General features: G+C 65.0%; 19 protein-coding genes. 15 read left to right on the top strand and 4 right to left on the bottom strand.

Annotated features, from left to right (window positions below; genetic code table 11):
• The first annotated feature begins 5 nt into the window (after window positions 1-5).
• From mraY to lpxC, 11 genes are all read left to right on the top strand, one after another.
• Window positions 6-1,175 carry a phospho-N-acetylmuramoyl-pentapeptide-transferase gene (gene mraY, locus AB4Y36_RS03375; protein ID WP_028207787.1) on the top strand — a complete coding sequence of 390 codons (1,170 nt, stop codon included), beginning with the start codon at window positions 6-8 and terminating at the stop codon, window positions 1,173-1,175.
• Window positions 1,176-1,203: 28 nt separating this feature from the next.
• Window positions 1,204-2,721, top strand: a complete 1,518-nt coding sequence (murD, locus tag AB4Y36_RS03370; RefSeq protein ID WP_342948379.1) for a UDP-N-acetylmuramoyl-L-alanine--D-glutamate ligase — start codon at window positions 1,204-1,206, stop codon at window positions 2,719-2,721.
• Window positions 2,718-3,983, top strand: a complete 1,266-nt coding sequence (ftsW, locus tag AB4Y36_RS03365; RefSeq protein WP_069268487.1) for a putative lipid II flippase FtsW — start codon at window positions 2,718-2,720, stop codon at window positions 3,981-3,983. Before murD ends, ftsW begins: the two co-directional genes overlap by 4 nt.
• Window positions 3,980-5,083 (top strand): undecaprenyldiphospho-muramoylpentapeptide beta-N-acetylglucosaminyltransferase, encoded by a 1,104-nt coding sequence (gene murG / locus AB4Y36_RS03360; RefSeq protein ID WP_368682268.1) that lies wholly within the window; start codon window positions 3,980-3,982, stop codon window positions 5,081-5,083. The genes ftsW and murG overlap by 4 nt, the downstream gene beginning before the upstream one ends.
• Complete coding sequence (gene murC / locus AB4Y36_RS03355) at window positions 5,080-6,474, top strand: UDP-N-acetylmuramate--L-alanine ligase (protein WP_069268489.1); 1,395 nt, start codon at window positions 5,080-5,082, stop codon at window positions 6,472-6,474. The genes murG and murC overlap by 4 nt, the downstream gene beginning before the upstream one ends.
• A 5-nt stretch (window positions 6,475-6,479) precedes the next feature.
• Window positions 6,480-7,421 (top strand): D-alanine--D-alanine ligase, encoded by a 942-nt coding sequence (locus AB4Y36_RS03350; RefSeq protein ID WP_324158721.1) that lies wholly within the window; start codon window positions 6,480-6,482, stop codon window positions 7,419-7,421.
• 60 nt (window positions 7,422-7,481) lie between these two features.
• The gene (locus AB4Y36_RS03345; RefSeq protein ID WP_069268491.1) at window positions 7,482-8,237 is read left to right on the top strand and encodes a cell division protein FtsQ/DivIB; all 756 of its coding nucleotides are present in this window, start codon (window positions 7,482-7,484) and stop codon (window positions 8,235-8,237) included.
• A 27-nt stretch (window positions 8,238-8,264) separates the two neighbouring features.
• Window positions 8,265-9,497 (top strand): cell division protein FtsA, encoded by a 1,233-nt coding sequence (gene ftsA, locus AB4Y36_RS03340; RefSeq protein WP_042270315.1) that lies wholly within the window; start codon window positions 8,265-8,267, stop codon window positions 9,495-9,497.
• Between the two features lie 141 nt (window positions 9,498-9,638).
• Entirely contained in the window at window positions 9,639-10,841 is a 1,203-nt protein-coding gene (gene ftsZ, locus AB4Y36_RS03335; protein ID WP_028207795.1) for a cell division protein FtsZ, read from the top strand.
• Window positions 10,842-11,104: 263 nt separating this feature from the next.
• Complete coding sequence (locus AB4Y36_RS03330; protein WP_028207796.1) at window positions 11,105-11,614, top strand: peroxiredoxin; 510 nt, start codon at window positions 11,105-11,107, stop codon at window positions 11,612-11,614.
• Between the two features lie 259 nt (window positions 11,615-11,873).
• Window positions 11,874-12,791 carry a UDP-3-O-acyl-N-acetylglucosamine deacetylase gene (lpxC, locus tag AB4Y36_RS03325; protein WP_028207797.1) on the top strand — a complete coding sequence of 306 codons (918 nt, stop codon included), beginning with the start codon at window positions 11,874-11,876 and terminating at the stop codon, window positions 12,789-12,791.
• A gap of 98 nt (window positions 12,792-12,889) precedes the next feature.
• On the opposite strand, the gene AB4Y36_RS03320 is transcribed toward lpxC, so the two are convergent.
• The gene (locus tag AB4Y36_RS03320; protein WP_069268493.1) at window positions 12,890-13,363 is read right to left on the bottom strand and encodes a DUF721 domain-containing protein; all 474 of its coding nucleotides are present in this window, start codon (window positions 13,361-13,363) and stop codon (window positions 12,890-12,892) included.
• A 344-nt stretch (window positions 13,364-13,707) separates the two neighbouring features.
• On the opposite strand from AB4Y36_RS03320, the gene secA reads away from it, so the two are divergent.
• The 4 genes from secA to mutT all read left to right on the top strand — a co-directional run bounded on the left by secA (window position 13,708) and on the right by mutT (window position 19,194).
• Window positions 13,708-16,512, top strand: coding sequence for a preprotein translocase subunit SecA (gene secA / locus AB4Y36_RS03315; RefSeq protein ID WP_069268494.1), 2,805 nt, complete (start codon window positions 13,708-13,710; stop codon window positions 16,510-16,512).
• Between the two features lie 120 nt (window positions 16,513-16,632).
• Window positions 16,633-17,874, top strand: coding sequence for a bifunctional glutamate N-acetyltransferase/amino-acid acetyltransferase ArgJ (argJ, locus tag AB4Y36_RS03310; protein ID WP_368615866.1), 1,242 nt, complete (start codon window positions 16,633-16,635; stop codon window positions 17,872-17,874).
• 19 nt (window positions 17,875-17,893) lie between these two features.
• A complete protein-coding gene (locus AB4Y36_RS03305; protein WP_069268496.1) occupies window positions 17,894-18,766 on the top strand; it encodes an ATP-binding protein in 873 nt (290 codons plus the stop codon).
• A complete protein-coding gene (gene mutT, locus AB4Y36_RS03300) occupies window positions 18,763-19,194 on the top strand; it encodes an 8-oxo-dGTP diphosphatase MutT (RefSeq protein WP_069268497.1) in 432 nt (143 codons plus the stop codon). The genes AB4Y36_RS03305 and mutT overlap by 4 nt, the downstream gene beginning before the upstream one ends.
• 96 nt (window positions 19,195-19,290) lie before the next feature.
• Here mutT and AB4Y36_RS03295 read toward each other — a convergent pair whose 3' ends face one another.
• The 3 genes from AB4Y36_RS03295 to coaE form a co-directional block, all read right to left on the bottom strand.
• Window positions 19,291-19,485 (bottom strand): DNA gyrase inhibitor YacG, encoded by a 195-nt coding sequence (locus tag AB4Y36_RS03295; protein WP_069268498.1) that lies wholly within the window; start codon window positions 19,483-19,485, stop codon window positions 19,291-19,293.
• Between the two features lie 49 nt (window positions 19,486-19,534).
• Window positions 19,535-20,290 (bottom strand): cell division protein ZapD, encoded by a 756-nt coding sequence (zapD, locus tag AB4Y36_RS03290; RefSeq protein WP_028207804.1) that lies wholly within the window; start codon window positions 20,288-20,290, stop codon window positions 19,535-19,537.
• Between the two features lie 128 nt (window positions 20,291-20,418).
• Window positions 20,419-21,039, bottom strand: a complete 621-nt coding sequence (gene coaE / locus AB4Y36_RS03285) for a dephospho-CoA kinase (RefSeq protein ID WP_069268499.1) — start codon at window positions 21,037-21,039, stop codon at window positions 20,419-20,421.
• Window position 21,040 lies beyond the last annotated feature (1 nt).

The following is a 21,040-nucleotide window of genomic DNA, read 5'->3' as shown; positions in this document are numbered from 1 at the left end:
AAGGCATGCTACTGGCGCTGGCGCAATGGCTGCAGAATGACGCAAGCTTCTTGCGCGTGTTCAGTTATCTGACGTTCCGTGCGGTGATGGCCACCATCACCGCGATGGCGATCGGGCTTTTCCTCGGCCCGTGGGTGATCCGCAAGCTCACCGCAATGAAGGTCGGCCAGGCCGTGCGCACGGACGGCCCGCAAACTCACCTCGTGAAGTCCGGCACGCCCACCATGGGCGGCGTGCTCATTCTGCTGGGCATCGCGGTTTCCACCTTGCTGTGGGGCGATCTTACGAACCGCTTCATCTGGATCGTGATGCTCGTCACGTTCGGCTTCGGCGCGATCGGCTGGGTCGACGACTATCGCAAGGTCGTCTACAAGGACCCGCGCGGCATGTCTTCGCGCGAGAAGTACTTCTGGCAGTCGGTGATCGGTCTGTTCGCGGCGGTGTACCTCGCGTTCAGTGTGTCCGAAGCGAGCAACGTGCGCGTGTTCGATCTCTTCATGGCATGGGTACGTAGCGGCCTGTCGATGGGCCTGCCCGCGCGCGCCGACTTGCTGCTGCCGTTCCTCAAGTCGATCAGTTACCCGCTCGGCGTGTGGGGCTTCATTGCGCTCACGTATTTCGTGATCGTCGGCGCGAGCAACGCCGTGAACCTCACCGACGGCCTCGACGGTCTCGTGATCATGCCGGTCGTGCTCGTTGGCGCGTCGCTCGGCGTGTTCGCCTACGTGATGGGCAGCTCGGTCTACTCGAAGTATCTGCTCTTTCCGCACATTGCCGGCGCTGGCGAACTGCTCATCTTCTGTTCGGCGATGGGCGGGGCAGGGCTCGCGTTCCTCTGGTTCAACACGTATCCAGCACAAGTGTTTATGGGCGACGTGGGCGCGCTCGCGCTCGGCGGCGCGCTGGGAACCATTGCGGTGATCGTGCGTCAGGAAATCGTGCTCTTCATCATGGGCGGCATTTTCGTTGCGGAGACGCTCTCGGTGATGCTGCAGGTCACCTGGTTCAAGTACACGAAGAAGCGTTACGGCGAAGGGCGCCGCATCTTCAAGATGGCGCCGCTGCATCACCATTTCGAGCTGTCTGGCTGGAAGGAAACGCAGGTTGTCGTGCGTTTCTGGGTCATCACGCTGATGCTGTGTCTGATCGGTCTGTCCACGCTCAAGCTGCGTTGAGCCTCTAAGTAAGCAAGGGAAGCAAGCGATGTTCGGCGAGAAGTTTCGGGATCGGCAAAAGCCGATGGTGCTCGTGCTGGGACTCGGGGAATCGGGTCTCGCGATGGCGCGTTGGTGCGCGCGGCATGGTTGCCGCCTGCGCATTGCCGACACGCGCGAAGCGCCGCCCAATCTTCCCGAACTCGCCGCGCGCGGCATCGACGCCGATTTCGTCGGCGGTCCGTTCACGACGGCGCTGCTCGACGGCGTGGAGCTCGTCGCAATCAGCCCGGGCCTCTCGCCGCTCGCCGAAGACCTCGTGCCGCTGATCGCGGCGGCGCGCGAACGCGGCATCGAAGTGTGGGGGGAACTCGAACTCTTCGCGCAGGCGCTGCGCCATCTGGGCGAGAGCGGCTACGCACCGAAGGTGCTCGCCATCACCGGCACGAACGGCAAGACCACCACGACGAGCCTCACAGGCATGCTTTGCGAGCGCGCGGGCAAGCGCGTCGCGGTGGCGGGCAACATCAGCCCGGCCATGCTCGACAAGCTCGCCGAAGCCATCGACAACACCGCGCTGCCCGACGTCTGGGTGCTCGAACTGTCGAGCTTCCAGCTGGAGACGGCGCACACGTTCGAGCCGGACGCCGCCGCGGTCCTCAACATCACGCAGGACCATCTCGACTGGCACGGCGGCCTCGACGCCTATGCGGCCGCGAAGGGCCGCATCTTCGGGCCGCGCACGACGCGCGTGCTCAACCGCGACGACGCCCGCGTCATGTCGCTCGCGAGCGTGAAGGCGAGCGGCGACGCGAAGGTCGTGACCTTCGGCCTGAATGAACCCGAGAACGACGGCGACCTGGGTCTGTTGCGCGAGAACGGCATGCAGTGGCTCGTGCAGGCCCACGACCTCGACGCGGCCGACGTGCCTGTCTCCCCGCGTCGTCGCAAGCAGCAGGAAGCGGCGCCCGTGAACCTCGGCATGAAGCGCCTCATGCCCGCCGACGCCTTGCGCATTCGCGGTCTGCATAACGCGGCCAACGCGCTCGCGGCGTTCGCGCTCACGCGCGCGATCGATCTCGCGCCCGCGCCGCTTCTGCACGGCCTGCGCGAGTATCGCGGCGAGCCGCATCGCGTGGAGCTGATCGCATCGATCGACGGCATCGACTACGTGGACGACAGCAAGGGCACGAACGTCGGCGCGACGGTGGCAGCGCTCGACGGCCTCGCGCAGCGCACGGTGCTGATCGCCGGCGGCGACGGCAAGGGCCAGGACTTCGATCCGCTCGTCGCGCCGGTTGCGCGCTGGTGCCGCGCCGTGATGCTGATCGGCCGCGACGCCTCGAAGATCCGCGCGGCGCTCGAAGAAACCGGCATCGCGATGAGCGACCACGCCACGCTCGAAGAAGCCACGCGCGCGGCGACGGCGCTCGCGCAACCCGGTGACGTCGTGCTGCTTTCGCCCGCTTGCGCGAGCCTCGACATGTTCCGCAACTACGCCCATCGCGCAGCCGTGTTCCACGACACCGTAGAAGCAATCGCTGCAGAACGGGGGACGATGATATGAGCTGGTCCGAGCGATTCGGTGCGCGCCTCTCGCGCGAAAACGGCCAGGCCGGCGGCTCGTCGAGCGGCGGCGCGCGCTCGGGCGGTCTTGCGAGCGTCGTCAACGGCGTGCGTCCCGGACGCTCGCGCATGCTCGACTACGACCACTCGCTGCTGTGGGCCGTCATCGCGCTTCTGGGCCTCGGCGTGGTGATGGTGTACTCCGCCTCGATCGCCATGCCCGATTCGCCCAAGTACGCCTCGTACCGCGACTGGGCGTTCCTCGTGCGCCACCTCGTTTCGCTCGTGATCGCTACCGTTGCGGCGCTCGTTGCGTTCCGTATTCCCGTTTCGACGTGGGAGCGTTACGCGCCCAAGCTCTTTCTCATCTCGCTCGCCATGCTGGTGGTCGTGCTGATTCCGCACATCGGCAAGGGCGTGAACGGCGCGCGTCGCTGGATTCCGCTCGGCGTCACGAACATGCAGCCGTCGGAAATCATGAAGCTCGCCGTGACGATCTACGCTGCGAACTACACGGTGCGCAAGCAGGAATACATGCATAGCTTCGCGAAAGGCTTCCTGCCGATGGCATTCGCCGTGGGCGTGGTCGGCGCGCTGCTGCTGCTCGAGCCTGACATGGGCGCGTTCATGGTGATCGCCGCGATCGCCATGGGCGTGCTGTTCCTCGGCGGCGTGAACGGCAAGCTGTTCGGCGGCCTCGTGGCCACGGCAGTGGGCACCTTCACGCTGCTCGTGTGGGCGTCGCCGTGGCGCCGCGAGCGGATCTTCGCGTACCTCGATCCGTGGGACGACCGCTACGCGCAGGGCAAGGCGTACCAGCTCACGCACTCGCTCATCGCGTTCGGTCGCGGCGAGTGGTTCGGCGTGGGTCTTGGCGGCAGCGTCGAAAAGCTCAACTATCTGCCGGAAGCGCACACCGACTTCATTCTCGCCGTCATCGGCGAGGAACTCGGTTTCGTCGGCGTCCTCGTCGTGATCCTGCTGTTCTACTGGATCGTGCGCCGCTCGTTCGAGATCGGCCGCCAGGCGCTCGCGCTCGACCGCACGTTCGCCGGTCTCGTCGCCAAGGGGCTTGGCGTGTGGTTCGGTGCGCAGGCCTTCATCAACATGGGCGTGAACCTGGGGCTGTTGCCGACCAAGGGTCTCACGCTGCCGCTCGTGAGCTATGGCGGCTCGGGCATCCTGCTGAACTGCATCGCGGTGGCGCTGCTGTTGCGCGTGGACTACGAGAACCGGGTCTTGATGCGCGGAGGCAAGGTATGACCGCAGCAACGCGCACGCTCATGGTGATGGCCGGCGGCACCGGGGGACACGTGTTCCCGGGGCTTGCCGTCGCGCATCGCATGGAGCAGTGGGGCTGGCGCGTGGTGTGGCTCGGCAATCCCGCAGGCATGGAAGCGACGCTCGTTCCGAAGCACGGCATCACGATGGAATACGTGCGCTTTGGCGGCGTGCGCGGCAAGGGTATGAAGACCAAGCTGATGCTGCCGCTGAACCTGCTGCGCGCCTGCACGCAGAGCCTCGCGGCGCTGCGCCGCGTGAAGCCCGACGTCGTGCTCGGCATGGGCGGCTACATCACGTTCCCGGCGGGCGTGATGAGCGCGCTTTCGGGCCGTCCGCTCGTGCTGCATGAACAGAATTCGATTGCGGGTCTGGCGAACAAGGTGCTCGCGAAGCTGGCCAGGCGCGTGCTCGTGGCGTTTCCGGGCGCCTTGCCGAACGCCGAGTGGACCGGCAACCCGATCCGCGAGGCGCTCGAACACGTCGACGCGCCGGCGGCGCGCTACGCCGCGCGCAGCGGTCCGCTGCGCGTGCTCGTAGTGGGCGGCAGTCTCGGCGCCACGGCGCTCAACGAAGTGGTGCCGCGCGCGCTGTCGCTGCTCGCGCCGCAAGAGCGTCCGCATATCGTGCATCAGGCGGGCGCGAAGCACATCGACGCCTTGCGTCAAAACTATCTCGACGCCGGACTCGAACTGAATGACACGGTACAGCTCGTGCCGTTCATCGACGACATGGCGAGCGCCTACCGGAACGCGGATCTCGTGATCTGCCGTTCGGGCGCAATGACGGTGGCCGAAATCGCGGCCGTGGGCGTGGCGGCATGCTTTGTGCCGTTCCCCTACGCCGTGGACGACCACCAGACCACCAACGCCGCGTTCCTTGCCGACAAGGACGCAGCGCTCGTGGTGCAGCAACGCGACCTGACGGCGGAAGGACTCGCCGACTGGTTGCGGCATCAGACCAGAACATCGCTGGCGGAAATGGCCGGGCGCGCTCGCGCGCTCGCGAAACCCGACGCCGCCGATCAGGTCGCGCGCATCTGCGCGGCTGTGGCGGGCGTAAGTGCGGGAGGAAAGCAATGAAACACATCGTCAAACATATCCATTTCGTTGGCATCGGCGGCGCGGGCATGAGCGGCATCGCCGAAGTGCTCGTCAACCTCGGCTATCAGGTAAGCGGCTCGGACCTCGCGAAGAACGGGGTCACCGATCGACTCGCCGCGCTCGGCGCGCGCATCGCGATCGGCCATGCCGAAGAAAACATCGAAGGCGCGAATGCCGTGGTCGTTTCGACCGCGGTGCGCAGCGACAACCCCGAAGTGCTCGCGGCACGCCATCGCCGCATTCCCATCGTGCCGCGCGCCGTGATGCTCGCGGAACTGATGCGTCTAAAGCAGGGCATCGCAATTGCAGGCACGCACGGCAAGACCACCACGACCTCGCTCGTGGCGAGCGTGCTGGCCGCGGGCGGGCTCGATCCGACCTTCGTGATCGGCGGGCGCCTGATCAGTGCGGGCGCGAACGCGCGCCTCGGCACGGGCGATTTCATCGTGGCGGAAGCCGACGAATCGGACGCATCGTTCCTGAACCTGTTCCCGGTGATCGAAGTCATTACGAACATCGACGCCGATCACATGGACACCTACGGGCACGATTTCGCGCGCCTGAAGCAGGCGTTCATCGAGTTCACGCATCGCCTGCCGTTCTATGGCATTGCGGTGCTGTGCGTGGACGACCCGAATGTGAAGGAGATTCTGCCGTTCGTCTCGAAGCCGATCATCCGTTACGGCTTCGCGTCCGACGCGCAGGTGCGCGCGGTCAACGTGATTGCCCGAGAAGGCAAGATGTACTTCACGGTGATGCGCGAAGACGCGCCGTCGCTCGACATCGTGCTGAATCTGCCGGGCACGCACAACGTGCAGAACGCGCTCGCCGCGATTGCGATCGCGACCGAACTCGAAGTGAAGGACGCCGATATTCAACGCGCGCTCGCGGAATTCAACGGCGTAGGCCGTCGTTTTCAGCGCTATGGCGAAATTCCCGTCAACGGCGGCGGCGCCTGGACGTTGATCGACGACTATGGCCATCACCCGGTGGAAATGGCCGCGACGATCGCAGCGGCGCGCGGCGCGTTTCCCGAGCGCCGTCTCGTGCTGGCGTTCCAGCCGCACCGCTATACGCGTACGCGCGACTGTTTCGAAGACTTCGTGCGCGTGCTGTCGACCGTCGATGCGCTCGTGCTGACCGATGTCTATGCGGCCGGCGAAGCGCCGATCGTCGCAGCCGATGGCCGCGCGCTCGCACGCGCGATTCGCGTGGCGGGCAAGGTCGAGCCGGTGTTCGTCGAGACCGTGGATGAAGTGCCGGAGGCGCTAGCAGCTGTCGTGCGCGACGGCGATGTGGTGATTACGATGGGCGCGGGTTCGATCGGCGGCGTGCCGGGTCGAATCGCCCAACAGGAACAGAAGGCGTGAGTGACATGAGCAGTATCGATCCGAAACAATTTGGCAAGGTCGCGGTGCTGTACGGCGGCGTGTCCGCTGAGCGGGAGGTATCGCTCAAGTCGGGCACGCTGGTGCTGCAGGCGCTGCAGAGCGCCGGCATCGACGCGCATCCGTTCGACCCGTCCGAGCGCCCGCTTTCCGCGCTCAAGGACGAAGGTTTCGTGCGCGCGTTCAACGCGCTGCACGGCGGCTACGGCGAGAACGGCCAGATCCAGGGCGCGCTCGACTTTTACGGCATTCGCTATACGGGCACGGGCGTGCTCGGCTCCGCGCTCGGGCTCGACAAGTTCCGCAGCAAGCTCGTGTGGCAGCAGCTCGGCATTCCCACGCCGCCGTTCGAAGCGGTGTTGCGCGGCGACGACTACGCGGCGCGCGCGCCGCAGATCGTCGCGAAGCTCGGCCTGCCGCTCTTCGTGAAGCCCGCGAGCGAAGGCTCGAGCGTGGCCGTGATCAAGGTGAAGGCGGAAAGCCAACTCGTGCCGGCGCTCGAAGAAGCCGCGAAGTTCGACAAGATCGTGCTGGTGGAAAAGAGCATCGAAGGCGGCGGCGAGTACACCGCGTGCATCGCGGGCGACCTCGATCTGCCGATCATCAAGATCGTGCCGGCGGGTGAGTTCTACGACTACGACGCGAAGTACATCCTCGACACGACGCAGTATCTGATTCCCTGCGGCGTCGCGCCGGAGAAAGAGGCGGAACTGAAGAAGCTCGCGCGCCGCGCATTCGACGTGCTCGGCTGCACCGACTGGGGCCGCGCCGATTTCATGATGGACGGCGCAGGCAACGCGTACTTCCTCGAAGTGAACACGGCGCCGGGCATGACCGATCACTCGCTGCCGCCGAAGGCCGCGCGCTCGGTAGGCATCGAGTATCGCGATCTGGTGGTGCGCGTGCTGGCACAGACGCTAAAAGATTGAACCCCTGATTAATCTCTGACCGACGAATTGCCGAACCGGTAGTGAAGCGACAATCTCGAAATGTGGAATAACGTACGCCAGCTCAACCTTGCCGCCAACGCGTTGCACGCGCTGCTCGCGCTCGCGCTGCTGGCGGCGGGCTGCTACTGGCTCGTGCAGCGTCCGAACTTCGCGCTGCGAGAGATCCGCATCGAGGGCGATACCGAGCACATCAACTCGCCCACCGTGCGTGCGAGCGTGGTCGGCCGGCTGAAGGGCAACTTCTTCACGGTCGATCTCGATACGGCGCGCGCCGCGTTCGAGCAGATGCCGTGGGTGCGTCATGCGAGTGTGCGCCGCGTGTGGCCCAACGCACTGGCTGTCACGCTCGAAGAGTACAAACCGCTGGGCACGTGGGGCAGCGATCAGCTCGTGAGCACGGACGGCGAGCTGTTCACGGCGAACCAGGGCGAACTCGACGAAGAGTTGCCCGCGTTCGACGGCCCCGACGGCACCGCGCCCGAGGTGGTTGCGCGCTACCGCGACCTGGAGAAGTGGTTCGCGCCGCTCGGGCTCACGCCCGACGAAGTGACGCTCTCGCCGCGTTACGCATGGACGGTGAAGCTCTCGAACGGCATGCAGGTGGAGCTGGGCCGCGAGCGCAACGCCGACACACTGAGCGAGCGTTCGCACCGCCTCATCGCGGCATGGTCGGCGGTGACGCAACGTTGGGGCAAAGCAATCGAATACGCGGACTTGCGTTATCCGAACGGGTTTGCGATAAGGGCGGCCGGTATGCGCTTCATCAGTGACACGCCCGCTCCGGGCAAGAAGTAACAGGACATCACACGCAACGAGCACGATATGAGTAAAGACTATAAGGATCTGCTGGTCAGCCTCGACATCGGGACGTCGAAGGTGGTGGCCGTCGTCGCCGAATTGAAGGGCGAAGGCCACTACGAAGTGATCGGTCTCGGCCAGAGCGAATCGAAAGGTCTCAAGAAGGGCGTGGTGGTGAACATCGAGGCCACTGTGCAGTCTATCCAGCGAGCGCTCGAAGAAGCGGAACTCATGGCCGACTGCAAGATCACTAACGTATTCACCGGTATTGCGGGCAGCCACATTCGCAGCTTCAACTCGAGCGGCATGGTTGCCATCAAGGAGAAGGAAGTCACGCAGGCGGACGTCGCGCGCGTGATCGAAACGGCGAAGGCGATCAACATCCCGACCGACCAGCAGGTGCTGCATATCCTCACGCAGGAATTCATCATCGACGGCCAGGAAGATGTGCGCGAGCCGATCGGCATGAGCGGCATCCGTCTGGAAGTGAAGGTGCATATCGTGACGGGCGCGGTGAGCGCGGCGCAGAACATCGTGAAGTGCGTGCGCCGCTGCGGTCTCGAAGTGAACGACCTCATCCTGCAGCCGCTCGCTTCGTCGCTGGCGGTGCTGACCGAGGACGAGAAGGAACTGGGCGTGGTGCTCGTCGACGTCGGCGGCGGCACGACCGACATCGCGATCTTCAGCGAAGGCGCGATTCGCCATACCGCGGTGATTCCGATCGCGGGCGACCAGGTGACGAGCGACATCGCCATGGCGCTGCGCACGCCCACGCCCGACGCGGAAGACATCAAGGTGAGCTACGGCATCGCGAAGCAGGCGCTCGCCGATCCGGACGAGATGATCGAAGTGCCGGGGCTGGGCGAGCGCGGTCCGCGCACGCTGTCGCGCCAGGCGCTTGCCGCCGTGATCGAGCCGCGCGTGGAAGAGCTTTTTTCGCTCGTGCAGCAGGTGGTGCGCGAGTCGGGCTACGAAGAACTGTTGAGCTCGGGCGTCGTGCTGACGGGCGGCGCCGCGATGATGCCGGGCATGGTGGAGCTGGGCGAGGACATTTTCCTGAAGCCGGTGCGCATCGGCGTGCCGGAATACGCAGGCGGTCTGGCCGACGTGGTGCGCAATCCGCGCTACTCGACGGCGATGGGCCTGCTCGTCGAAGGCCGCTCGCAGCGTATGCGCGGGCGCAAGGTTGCAGTGCAGTCGGGGTCGATGGGCCAGGTCTTTTCACGCATGAAGGACTGGTTCCTCGGCAACTTCTGACGACAGAAGTCGCAGGACAGAAGGCGAAGTACAAGCTTCGAAAATCGCGCTGGTGACGGCGGCTAGCGCGCAGTGGAAGGTTGCCCGATCTTCCACTGGATAACGGCCGAGGAGCGGAATCTTTTTCTTGACGGAGGCAACATGGAATTCCAGATGCTGGAAACCGAAACCAACGGCACCATCATCAAGGTGGTAGGCGTTGGTGGTGCGGGCGGCAATGCCGTGCAGCACATGATCAACCGCGGCGTGCAAGGCGTCGATTTCATCGTGATGAACACGGACGCACAGGCGCTCTCGCGCTCGCGTGCATCGGCCGTGATTCAACTCGGCAACACGGGCCTCGGCGCCGGTGCGAAGCCGGAGATGGGCCGCGCGGCAGCAGAAGAAGCCCGTGAGCGCATCGCCGACGCACTGCGCGGCGCGCACATGGTGTTCATCACCGCCGGCATGGGCGGCGGCACCGGCACGGGCGCAGCCCCGGTCGTCGCGCAGATCGCCAAGGAGATGGGCATTCTCACCGTTGGCGTGGTGAGCAAGCCGTTCGAGTTCGAAGGCGGCAAGCGTATGCGCGTGGCGGAAGCCGGCTCGCAGCAACTGGAGGATCACGTCGACTCGCTGATCGTCGTCCTGAACGACAAGCTGTTCGACGTGATGGGCGATGACGCCGAGATGGACAAGTGCTTCCAGTGCGCGGACGACGTTCTGAACAACGCAGTCGCAGGCATCGCCGAAATCATCAACGTCGACGGTCTCGTGAACGTCGACTTCGAAGACGTGAAGACGGTGATGGGCGAGCAGGGCAAGGCGATGATGGGCACGGCGACGGTCGCCGGCGTCGATCGCGCACGCCTCGCGGCGGAACAGGCCGTGGCGAGCCCGCTGCTCGAAGGCGTCGATCTGTCGGGCGCGCGCGGCGTGCTGGTCAACATCACGTCGAGCCGTTCGCTGCGTCTGTCGGAAACGCGCGAAGTGATGAACACCATCAAGAGCTATGCTGCAGAAGACGCGACGGTGATCTTCGGTGCGGTGTACGACGACGCGATGGGCGACGCTCTGCGCGTGACGGTGGTGGCAACGGGCCTCGGCCGCGCTGCGAAGAAGCAGCAAGCCGCGCCGATGCAACTGCTGCGCACGGGCACGGACAACCAGCCGATCCCGGCTCCGGCGGGTTCGTACGCACCGCAGCACAGCGGCCACGGCAACACGGCCGACTACGGCGCGCTCGACACGCCGGCAGTGTGGCGCACGTCGCGCGACACCGCGGCTTCGCACGTGCAGGCGCTGCAGGAAAAGGGCGTCGACACGTACGATATCCCGGCGTTCCTGCGCAAGCAGGCGGACTGACACGCGAGCCGATCTGACTGCGGCAGGGCACGCGTTGCCCTCGCCCGCAGACAGACAGCGCGCTGCGTAGCAATGAAGGCGAGCAAGACCAGCAAGGCCGCATCCGCGAGGATGCGCGGCAGGGACGGTTGCCCGCCACGCGTTGAGCGTGGGGGAAAGGCGCGGTGTCGCCAGGCGTTCCTGTGTAACCTTGGAGTACATCGTTGCCCAACATTGCACGACGCCAGCGCGACACGCTTGCGCATCGTTGCGAAGGACGAGTCATGATCAAACAGGGTGAAACGCTGCCCGAAGCGACCCTCTTCGAGTTCGTCGAAGACGCGCGCGAGGGTTGCACGCTGGGGCCGAACAGCTTCGACGTGCAAAAGGAAGCGGCGGGCAAGCGCGTGGTGATCTTCGGATTGCCGGGCGCATTCACGCCAACGTGCTCCGCGAAGCACGTGCCGGGTTACGTCGAACACTTCGACGCGCTGCGCGCGGCCGGTGTCGACGAGGTCTGGTGCGTGTCCGTCAACGACGCGTTCGTCATGGGCGCGTGGGGACGCGATCAGCGTACCTCGGGCAAGGTACGCATGATGGCCGACGGCAGCGCAGCGTTGACTCGTGCACTCGGACTGGAGCAGGATTTGTCGGCGCGTGGCATGGGAATCCGCTCCCAGCGCTATGCGATGGTGGTCGACGACGGCGTGGTCAAGACGCTGCACGTCGAAGCACCCGGCAAGTTCGAAGTGAGCGATGCTGCGAGCATACTCGCCACGTTGACCCGCGCATGAGCGCGTTCGCGGGCGCGGCGTTGCCCCGAAGCAACGTGCACCTGCGGCGTAAATGTGACAGGCCATTACGTGAGCCCAGCGGGCCGATTACCCCGGGAACGCCTCCGTTCCGGGCATCGGCCCGCGCTCCATCCCCATTGGGTAACACGGGGAAACAGTTTGTCACGCCGGTGAAAAAGACGGACTCGGCGCAACTGGAGTATAATTCGTGCTATGAATTAAAAAGTCCCGATTGGGATTTTCAATGAGCAAGAAGACCATGTTGAAGCAGCGAACCATCAAATCAATCGTGAAGACAGTCGGCATCGGCCTGCATTCGGGGCGCAAGGTCGACCTGACGCTCCGTCCGGCGGCGCCGAACACGGGCATCGTGTTTTCGCGCGTGGATTTGCCGACGCCGGTGGACATCCCCGCGTCGGCGATGGCGATTGGCGATACCCGCCTCGCCTCGGTGCTGCAGAAAGACGGCGCACGTGTCTCGACGATCGAGCACCTCATGTCCGCCTGCGCAGGCCTTGGCATCGACAACCTCTACGTGGACGTGACCGCCGAGGAAATTCCGATCATGGACGGCAGCGCGGCTTCGTTCGTGTTCCTGATCCAGTCGGCGGGTATCGAGGAGCAGAACGCTCCGAAGAAGTTCATCAAGGTCAAGAAGCCCGTGGAGATCCGCGACGGCGACAAGTTCGCACGTCTCGAGCCTTACTTCGGCTTCAAGCTCAAGTTCACGATCGACTTCCGCCATCCGGCTGTCGACAAGACGGGCCAGGCGCTCGAAGTGGACTTCGCGAATACCTCGTACGTGCGTGAAATCGCGCGCGCCCGGACGTTCGGCTTCGCGCACGAAGTCGAGATGATGCGCGAGCTCGGCCTCGCACGCGGCGGCAGCATGGACAACGCCATCGTGCTGGACGAGTACCGCATTCTGAACAACGACGGCCTGCGCTACGACGACGAGTTCGTGAAGCACAAGATGCTCGACGCGATCGGCGATCTGTACGTGGTCGGCCATCCGCTGCTGGCAGCGTACGACGCATACAAGTCGGGCCACGGCCTCAATAACGCGCTGCTGCGCGAGCTGCTCGCGAATGAGGACGCCTACGAGATCGTCACGTTCGACGATCCGCAGAAGGCGCCGCGCGGCTTCGGCTACGAGGCACAGACCGCATTCGCCTGAGTTTCGAGCGTATAGGCAGTAAAAAGGGCAGCGATATGCTGCCCTTTTTCTTTTTGCGCGGCTTCGTGAGCGCGGTCGCGAGCCCTGGGCGCACCGGATCAGCGCTTTTTCATGTGGCGCGCCGCCATCTTCGCGAGGGCTGCCTGCAGCGGCGAGGCCTCGAGCGTTTCGCTCAGCGCCTGAAGCGCTGCCGCGCCAACCGGCGTCATGCGCGCCTGCTTGGGCGGTGCCGGATCTTTCACGGCCTGAGGACGCACGCGGATGCGCACGCTGTTCAATGCCCAGCCGCGCGCCTGCAGATCGGCCACGAGCCGCGGCTCCAGATGCCGCAACCGCGCGGCGAGCGCGTTGTGCGCAGTGAAGAGGGCCAGCGTGCCGTCCTTGATGAAGCCGGGCTCGACGCTCGCCGCGAGATAGTCGGGCAGCAGCGCATTCAGGTCGCGCTGGATCGCCGCGATCTGCTCCACGCCGGCGCGCAGCGGCGCGAACGCGTCCGTGCGGCTCAGCACTTCGGCGAGCGGCTGGGGGGCGCGTGGTCCCCTGGACCTTGAAAACGGCGAGAAACGGCTCATGTGGCGTAAGGATGGGCGAGCGCGCAGGCGGCACTGCGATGTCGTCATTGTAGCCTGCGCACCGCTCATTCAAGCGCCTTCAGGCCATTCGGCCAGGGCCGCATCGCGGCCCTTCGCCGCCCGGCGGGAAGGCCGTCCGTGCGGGCACCGCGCGCGCCAGAGCCGTCTTCGCGCTGACACAGGCGGGTGAGAGGGCGCGTGCTAAAATGCCCGATTCGAATCCACCATTTTGGGCTAAAGCCGCCGAGGTCCCGCCGGTCCGGATGCGTAGTGCACACCCTGCACAACCCGCTGAACCCACCCTCAGGAATCCCGGCCGAAGCCGCGACGCAGACACCGATCCGATGACCACCGGTTTCTTACAGAAAATCTTTGGCAGCCGCAATCAGCGCCTGATCAAGCAATATCAGAAGACGGTCGCGGCGATCAACGCGCTCGAACCGAAGATCGAGCAGTACACCGACGAGCAGCTGCGCGCGAAAACGGCCGAGTTCCGCGAGCGCGTGGCCAAAGGTACATCGCTCGACGAACTGCTGCCCGAGGCGTTCGCCGTTTGCCGCGAGGCGAGCAAGCGCGTGCTGAAAATGCGCCACTTCGACGTGCAGCTGATCGGCGGCATGGTGCTGCATTACGGCAAGATCGCTGAAATGCGCACCGGCGAAGGCAAGACGCTCGTCGCCACACTGCCCGTCTACCTGAATGCGCTGTCGGGCCGCGGTGTGCACGTCGTGACGGTGAACGACTACCTCGCGCAGCGCGACGCCGAATGGATGGCGCGCCTCTACAACTTCCTCGGTTTGTCCGTCGGCATCAACCTGTCGCAGATGGACCACGCGACGAAGCAGGAAGCGTACGCCGCGGACATCACCTACGGCACGAACAACGAGTTCGGCTTCGACTACCTGCGCGACAACATGGTCTACGAGACCGAGGCGCGCGTGCAGCGTACGCTGAACTTCGCGGTGGTCGACGAGGTGGACTCGATCCTGATCGACGAAGCGCGTACGCCGCTCATCATCTCGGGCCAGGCCGAAGACCACACCGAACTCTACGTGCGCATGAACGCGCTGCCGCCGCTGCTCGAGCAGCAGATCGGCGAAGAGAAGGCCGACGGCACGGGCGTGGAAAAGCCGGGCGACTACACGCTCGACGAAAAGGCGCGCCAGGTGTTCCTCACGGAATCGGGCCACGAGAAGGCCGAGCGCATGCTCTCCGAGTGGGGCCTGATCGGCCAGGGCGAAAGCCTCTATGCGCCGCAGAACATCACGCTGATGCACCATGTGTACGCCGCGCTGCGTGCCCACACGCTGTTCCACAAGGACCAGCACTACGTGGTGCAGAACGGCGAAGTCATCATCGTCGACGAATTCACCGGCCGTCTGATGGCCGGCCGCCGCTGGTCGGACGGCCTGCACCAGGCCGTGGAAGCGAAGGAACACGTGAAGATCCAGAGCGAGAACCAGACGCTCGCTTCGATCACGTTCCAGAACTACTTCCGCATGTACGCGAAGCTCTCGGGCATGACGGGTACGGCCGACACCGAAGCGTACGAATTCAACGAGATCTACGGCCTCGAAACGGTGGTGGTCCCGACGAACCGGACACCCAAGCGGATCGACAAGCAGGATCAGATCTACAAGACGGCGAACGAACGCTACGACGCCGTGATTCGCGATATCCGCGAATGCTACGAGCGTGGTCAGCCGGTGTTGGTCGGCACGACGTCGATCGAAAACTCGGAGCTGCTTTCGAACCTGCTCACGAAGGCCGGTCTGCCGCACGAAGTGCTCAACGCGAAGCAGCACGCGCGTGAAGCCGCGATCGTCGCTGAAGCGGGCCGTCCGCAGCGCGTCACCATCGCCACCAACATGGCAGGCCGCGGTACCGACATCGTGCTGGGCGGCAATGCGGAGAAGCAGGCAGCGTTTATCGAAGCCGACGAAGCGATTCCCGCCGACGAAAAGGCGCGCCGCATCCAGCAACTGCACGACGAGTGGCAAACGCTGCACGATCGGGTAAAGGCCGCGGGCGGTCTGCACATCATCGGCACCGAGCGTCACGAGTCGCGTCGGATCGACAACCAGCTGCGCGGTCGTGCGGGCCGTCAGGGCGACCCGGGCTCGTCGCGTTTCTATCTCTCGCTCGAAGACCCGCTGCTGCGCATTTTCGCGGGCGACCGCGTGCGCGCGATCATGGACCGCCTGAAAATGCCGGAAGGCGAGGCGATCGAGGCGGGTATCGTCACGCGCTCGATCGAGTCGGCGCAGCGCAAGGTCGAAGCGCGCAACTTCGACATCCGCAAGCAGTTGCTCGAATACGACGACGTCTCGAACGATCAGCGCAAGGTGATCTACCAGCAGCGCAACGAACTGCTCGAAGCGCATGACATCACCGAAACGATCGGCGCGATGCGTCATGGCGTGATCACCGACATCGTGCGCCAGTTCGTGCCGCACGGCAGTATCGAAGAGCAGTGGGACGTGCCCGAGCTCGAAGAAGTGCTGCGCAACGAATGGCAGCTCGACCTCGCGATCCAGGAGATGATCAACGAGTCGTCGTCGATCGATGCCGATGAAATTCTCGAGGCCGTGCTCGCCGCGGGCGACGAAGCTTACGAGCAGAAGGTGGCGCTCGTGGGCCGCGAATCGTTCAGCGCGTTCGAGCGCTCGGTCATGCTGCAAACGCTCGACCGCAGCTGGCGCGAACACCTCGCGGCGCTCGACCACCTGCGTCAGGGCATCCATCTGCGCGGCTATGCGCAGAAGAACCCGAAGCAGGAGTACAAGCGCGAGGCGTTCGAACTGTTCGCCGCGATGCTCGAAGCCGTGAAGCTCGAAGTCACGCGTATCGTGATGAACGTGCAGATCCAGTCGCCGGAGCAGCTCGAACAGGCGGCCGAGCAGATCGAAGAGCAGGGCCATCATGTCGAGAACGTCGAGTTCCGCCATGCCGAATTCGCCGAAGCCGACGCGGCGCCGGCTCCGGCGGCTGCCGCACCGGTGGCTGCCGACGCCGCCGCTGCAATGGTGGGCGCGGCCATGAGCCATACGCCGCCGGTGGGCAGCGAAATGCCGAAGGTGGGCCGCAACGATCCGTGCCCGTGCGGCAGCGGCAAGAAGTACAAGCAGTGTCACGGCAAGATCGCGTGACGCAGGCTTGAACGTAGATTCCGGTGGCCCGCTTCCCATGGTGGGCCTTGCGTTTTGATTCCCGATGCCGGCCAGGCTCCAGCGCCCTGGCCGGCATCGCCATTTCGACAGGTCGCCACCATGGCTGTCAATTTCCCCTCGATTGATCCCGCACAACTTCATCCGGTCGCCGGCGTGACGCTCGGCTGGGCGGAAGCCAACATTCGCAAGCCCAATCGCAAGGACGTCCTGGTGATCTCCGTCGACGAAGGCGCGAGCGTGGCCGGCGTGTTCACGCTGAATCGCTTCTGTGCCGCGCCGGTGACGGTGTGCCGCGAACATCTCGCGAAGGTGCGCGCGGGCGGCAAGGGCATTCGTGCGCTGGTGGTGAACACCGGCAACGCGAACGCGGGCACCGGCGAGCCGGGCATGAAGCACGCCCGCGAGACCTGCGATGAACTCGCGCGCCTGGCCGGCCTCGAGTCCTCGCAGGTGCTGCCGTTCTCGACCGGCGTGATCCTCGAGCCGCTGCCGATCGACCGTTTGAAGGCGGGCCTGCCCGCCGCGCTGGCGAATCGCCGGGCCGCGAACTGGTACGACGCCGCGCAGGCCATCATGACGACCGACACGCTGCCGAAGGCCGTGTCGCGCCAGGTCACGGTCGACGGCCACACCATCACGTTCACGGGCATCAGCAAAGGCGCTGGCATGATCAAGCCGAACATGGCGACCATGCTCGGCTTCCTCGCTTTCGACGCGAACGTTGCGCAGCCCGTGCTCGACGAACTCGTGAAGTACGTGGCCGACCGCTCGTTCAACTGCGTCACCATCGACGGCGATACCTCGACCAACGACTCGTTCATCATGATCGCCTCGGGCAAGTCGAGCCTGCCCGCGATCACGTCGACGGACACGCCCGCTTACGCCGCGCTGCGCGACGCCGTGACGGCCGTCGCCCAGGAACTCTCGCAGCTCATCGTGCGCGACGGCGAAGGCGCAACCAAGTTCATGACGGTGCAGGTGGAAGGCGGCAAGGACGTGGCCGAGTGCCGCCAGATCGCTTATGCGATCGGCCATTCGCCGCTCGTGAAGACGGCGTTCTACGCATCGGACCCCAACCTCGGCCGTATCCTCGCCGCGATCGGCTATGCCGGCGTGACGGACCTCGACGTCGACAAGATCGACCTGTATCTCGACGACGTGCTCGTGGCGAAAGCGGGCGGTCGCAACCCGGACTACCGCGAAGAAGACGGCCAGCGCGTCATGAAGAAGAGCGAGATCCTGATTCGCGTGCTGCTCGGCCGCGGCGACGCGCAGGCCACGATCTGGACCTGCGACCTCTCGCACGACTACGTGAGCATCAACGCGGATTACCGCTCCTGATTTCAAGCGCGCTCACCACATGGATAAGCTCGAACAGTTTCTGACCCGCGCCGAAGCGCTGCTCGGCCGCCTCGAAGCCGTGTTACCGCCGTCGGCACCCGATGTCGACTGGAACGCGGCCGTCGCGTTTCGCTGGCGCAAGCGCCAGGGGCGCGGCTTCCTGCAGCCGGTGCCCGCGATCTCGCTGATCTCGCTCGACGACCTGCAGAACATCGACCGGCAGAAAGATCTCATCGACCGCAACACGCGCCAGTTCGTGCAGAAGAAGCCCGCGAACAACGTGCTGCTCACCGGCGCGCGTGGCACCGGCAAGTCGTCGCTGATCAAGGCCTGCCTGAACGCGTACGCGCAACAGGGCCTGCGCCTGATCGAAGTCGACAAGGACGATCTGCATGACCTCGGCGATATCGTCGATCTCATCTCGACGCGCCCCGAGCGTTTCATCGTGTTCTGCGACGATCTCTCGTTCGAGGAAGGCGAATCGGGCTACAAGGCGCTGAAGGTGGCGCTGGACGGCTCGGTGGCCGCGCAATCGGACAACGTGCTGATCTACGCGACCTCGAACCGGCGCCATCTGCTGCCCGAGTACATGAGCGACAACGAGACGTACAAGCACATGCCCGACGGCGAGATTCATCCGGGCGAAGTGGTGGAAGAAAAGATCTCGCTGTCCGAGCGCTTCGGGCTTTGGGTGAGCTTCTATCCGTTCAAGCAGGACGACTATCTGACGATCGTCGCCCACTGGCTGCGCCATTTCGGCTGCGACGACGCCGAAGTCGAATCGGCGCGCGGCGACGCACTCGTCTGGGCGCTGGAGCGCGGCTCGCGTTCGGGCCGCGTGGCGTGGCAATTCGCACGCGACTGGTCGGGCAAGAAGGCGCAAGAGGCATGAGCGCCGAGGCCAACAGCGCAAACGACGCTTCCGCAACGACGCGCCCCGTGACGGAAGTCGCGGTGGGCGTGCTGGTGCAGCCCGATGGCCGCTACCTGCTCGCCCAGCGCCCCGAAGGCAAGCCTTATGCAGGCTACTGGGAGTTTCCGGGCGGCAAGCTGGAAGCGGGCGAGAGCGTCGAAGCGGCGCTCGCGCGCGAGTTGCACGAGGAACTGGGCATCGACGTGAAGGCGTGCCACCTGTGGCACACGCTCGAACACGACTACCCGCACGCCTACGTACGGCTCTACTTCTGCAAGGTGACCGAGTGGACCGGCGAGCCGCACGGTCGCGAAGGTCAGGCGTTCGTCTGGCAGTCGCTGCCGGCGAGCGTCGAGCCGCTCTTGCCTGCGACGATTCCTGTGCTGGAGTGGCTTGCGGCGGAATAACGGCCTACGAGGCCGCCACGATGCAAAAGGCCGCTGTGCATCACGCACAGCGGCCTTTTTTTCGCCTGGCGCAAGCGCGTCGCGGCGCTTTAATCGTTATTGGCGCGTATCCGTGGGCGGCGCGTCTTCCGGCGGCGTTTCATCGTCGGCGCCGCCAATACGGTACTTTTCGGCTGCCCATGCACCGAGATCCATTTGCTTGCAACGCTCGGAGCAGAACGGCCGGAAGCGGTTCTCCGGCACCCAGCGGACTTCCTTGCCGCAGCTCGGACATTTGACGACAGTGGTCATGCGATAGAACTTGGTTTGCGTTGAGTCTGGCCTGGCGACGCGTTTGCTTTCACAAGCTGCAGAGCGTGAGCTGGAACGGCACGTCCTGATCGACGGCTCGCGGACGCAGATCGCCGTCCTGCACGGTGAAGCGCACCCACAGCATGTACTTGTTGGCGCTCGCTTCGGGAATCATGCGCAATTCCGGTGCCACGCGTACCTGCATGAGCTGATACGCGCGGCCCGACAGCATCTGCTGATAGCTGCCCTGCATCGCCATCACCTTCGACGCCTGGCCCGACTCGCGCGCGAGACGCAGCACGATGGCGGCGGCGTCGCGCAACGGCAGCAGCGGCGTGACCCACTTCGCGATGTCCTGACGGCGTTGATCGGGATGCAACTGTTGCCAGGCGTAATACGACGGCAAATCGAACTTGCAGGTGCCACCGGGAATGATCGCGCGGCTGCGGATGCTCGTGAGCCACTCGTTGTCCATCAGATGCTGGCCCGTCTTGCCTTGCATCTGCGTGAGGCCAGCGAGCGTTTGCTCGATTTCGCCCAGCACGGTTTCGAGCGCATTCTGCTCGATGCCGGGATTGCCGCGGAACGGCGCGAGCGTTTGGCGCTGCCGCTCGAGTTCCTTCATGAGATCCGACTTCAGATCGGCGCGGCCTGCGACTTCGGCGATTTCGAAGAGCGTCGTGAGCGCGACGTGATGTTCCCTCGGATCCTCCTGGGTCAGGAAAAACGTGAAGCGCTCGAACAGGTCTTCGAGGCGCAGCAGCGTTCGGATTCGCTCGTTGAAGGGATACTCGTAAAGAATCAAGCGCGCTCGCCTCGGGCGTGGTAGGTGACGGATTGCAGGACATTCTAATGCCGTGGGACCACGGTCGCAATCGCGCCGGCCCGGCGCTATGCCGATGTGACCCGCTAATCGCGCGCCGATGGCGCGTTTTACGTCTTGCCGGCCTTTTCGGCCGCGAGCCTGAGATACGTCTGATGCAATGCGTCGACGTCTTGATCGAGCGATTCGAGCGTCGCGCCGTTGTCGTTTACCACCACGTTGTCGGCGGCCGCGAGGCGTGCCTCGCGCGTGGCCTGCCGCGCGATGATCGCGAGCACTTGCTCGCGTGCGAAGCCGTTACGGCGCATGACGCGCTCGATCTGCGTTTCCACGCTGCAATCGACGGCGAGCACGCGATCGACACGCGTCTTCCAGGTGCCCGACTCTACGAGCAGGGGCACGACCACGATGACGTAAGGCCCGCTGGCCTCTCGCGTTTCGCGTTCGGTCTCGGAGCGGATCAGCGGGTGCGTGATGGCCTCGAGCCGCTTGCGCGCGGACTCGTCGCCGAACACGAGCGCGCGCATGCGCGCGCGGTCCATCGAGCCGTCGGGCGCGACGAATTCAGGGCCGAATTCCGCAACGATCTGCGCCATCGCGACGCCGTGCGGCGCGGTAATGCGATGCGCGATGAGATCGGTGTCGACGATCGTTACGCCGCGCGCGGCAAAGCCATCAGCAACCGTGGACTTGCCGCTACCGATGCCACCCGTCAATCCGACCGCGAACATT

Source organism: Paraburkholderia sp. BR10936 (assembly GCF_040965735.1).
In the GTDB taxonomy this organism is placed as follows: Bacteria; Pseudomonadota; Gammaproteobacteria; order Burkholderiales; family Burkholderiaceae; genus Paraburkholderia; species Paraburkholderia nodosa_A.
Note: the sequence above shows the minus strand (reverse complement) of the source record. Positions and strands in the feature narration are given on the sequence as shown.

Coding starts and splice junctions, on each gene's coding strand:
- mraY (WP_028207787.1), top strand. CDS start 6: ATGCTACTGGCGCTGGCGCAATGGCTGCAGAATGACGCAAGCTTCTTG.
- murD (WP_342948379.1), top strand. CDS start 1,204: ATGTTCGGCGAGAAGTTTCGGGATCGGCAAAAGCCGATGGTGCTCGTG.
- ftsW (WP_069268487.1), top strand. CDS start 2,718: ATGAGCTGGTCCGAGCGATTCGGTGCGCGCCTCTCGCGCGAAAACGGC.
- murG (WP_368682268.1), top strand. CDS start 3,980: ATGACCGCAGCAACGCGCACGCTCATGGTGATGGCCGGCGGCACCGGG.
- murC (WP_069268489.1), top strand. CDS start 5,080: ATGAAACACATCGTCAAACATATCCATTTCGTTGGCATCGGCGGCGCG.
- AB4Y36_RS03350 (WP_324158721.1), top strand. CDS start 6,480: ATGAGCAGTATCGATCCGAAACAATTTGGCAAGGTCGCGGTGCTGTAC.
- AB4Y36_RS03345 (WP_069268491.1), top strand. CDS start 7,482: ATGTGGAATAACGTACGCCAGCTCAACCTTGCCGCCAACGCGTTGCAC.
- ftsA (WP_042270315.1), top strand. CDS start 8,265: ATGAGTAAAGACTATAAGGATCTGCTGGTCAGCCTCGACATCGGGACG.
- ftsZ (WP_028207795.1), top strand. CDS start 9,639: ATGGAATTCCAGATGCTGGAAACCGAAACCAACGGCACCATCATCAAG.
- AB4Y36_RS03330 (WP_028207796.1), top strand. CDS start 11,105: ATGATCAAACAGGGTGAAACGCTGCCCGAAGCGACCCTCTTCGAGTTC.
- lpxC (WP_028207797.1), top strand. CDS start 11,874: ATGTTGAAGCAGCGAACCATCAAATCAATCGTGAAGACAGTCGGCATC.
- AB4Y36_RS03320 (WP_069268493.1), bottom strand. CDS start 13,363: ATGAGCCGTTTCTCGCCGTTTTCAAGGTCCAGGGGACCACGCGCCCCC.
- secA (WP_069268494.1), top strand. CDS start 13,708: ATGACCACCGGTTTCTTACAGAAAATCTTTGGCAGCCGCAATCAGCGC.
- argJ (WP_368615866.1), top strand. CDS start 16,633: ATGGCTGTCAATTTCCCCTCGATTGATCCCGCACAACTTCATCCGGTC.
- AB4Y36_RS03305 (WP_069268496.1), top strand. CDS start 17,894: ATGGATAAGCTCGAACAGTTTCTGACCCGCGCCGAAGCGCTGCTCGGC.
- mutT (WP_069268497.1), top strand. CDS start 18,763: ATGAGCGCCGAGGCCAACAGCGCAAACGACGCTTCCGCAACGACGCGC.
- AB4Y36_RS03295 (WP_069268498.1), bottom strand. CDS start 19,485: ATGACCACTGTCGTCAAATGTCCGAGCTGCGGCAAGGAAGTCCGCTGG.
- coaE (WP_069268499.1), bottom strand. CDS start 21,039: ATGTTCGCGGTCGGATTGACGGGTGGCATCGGTAGCGGCAAGTCCACG.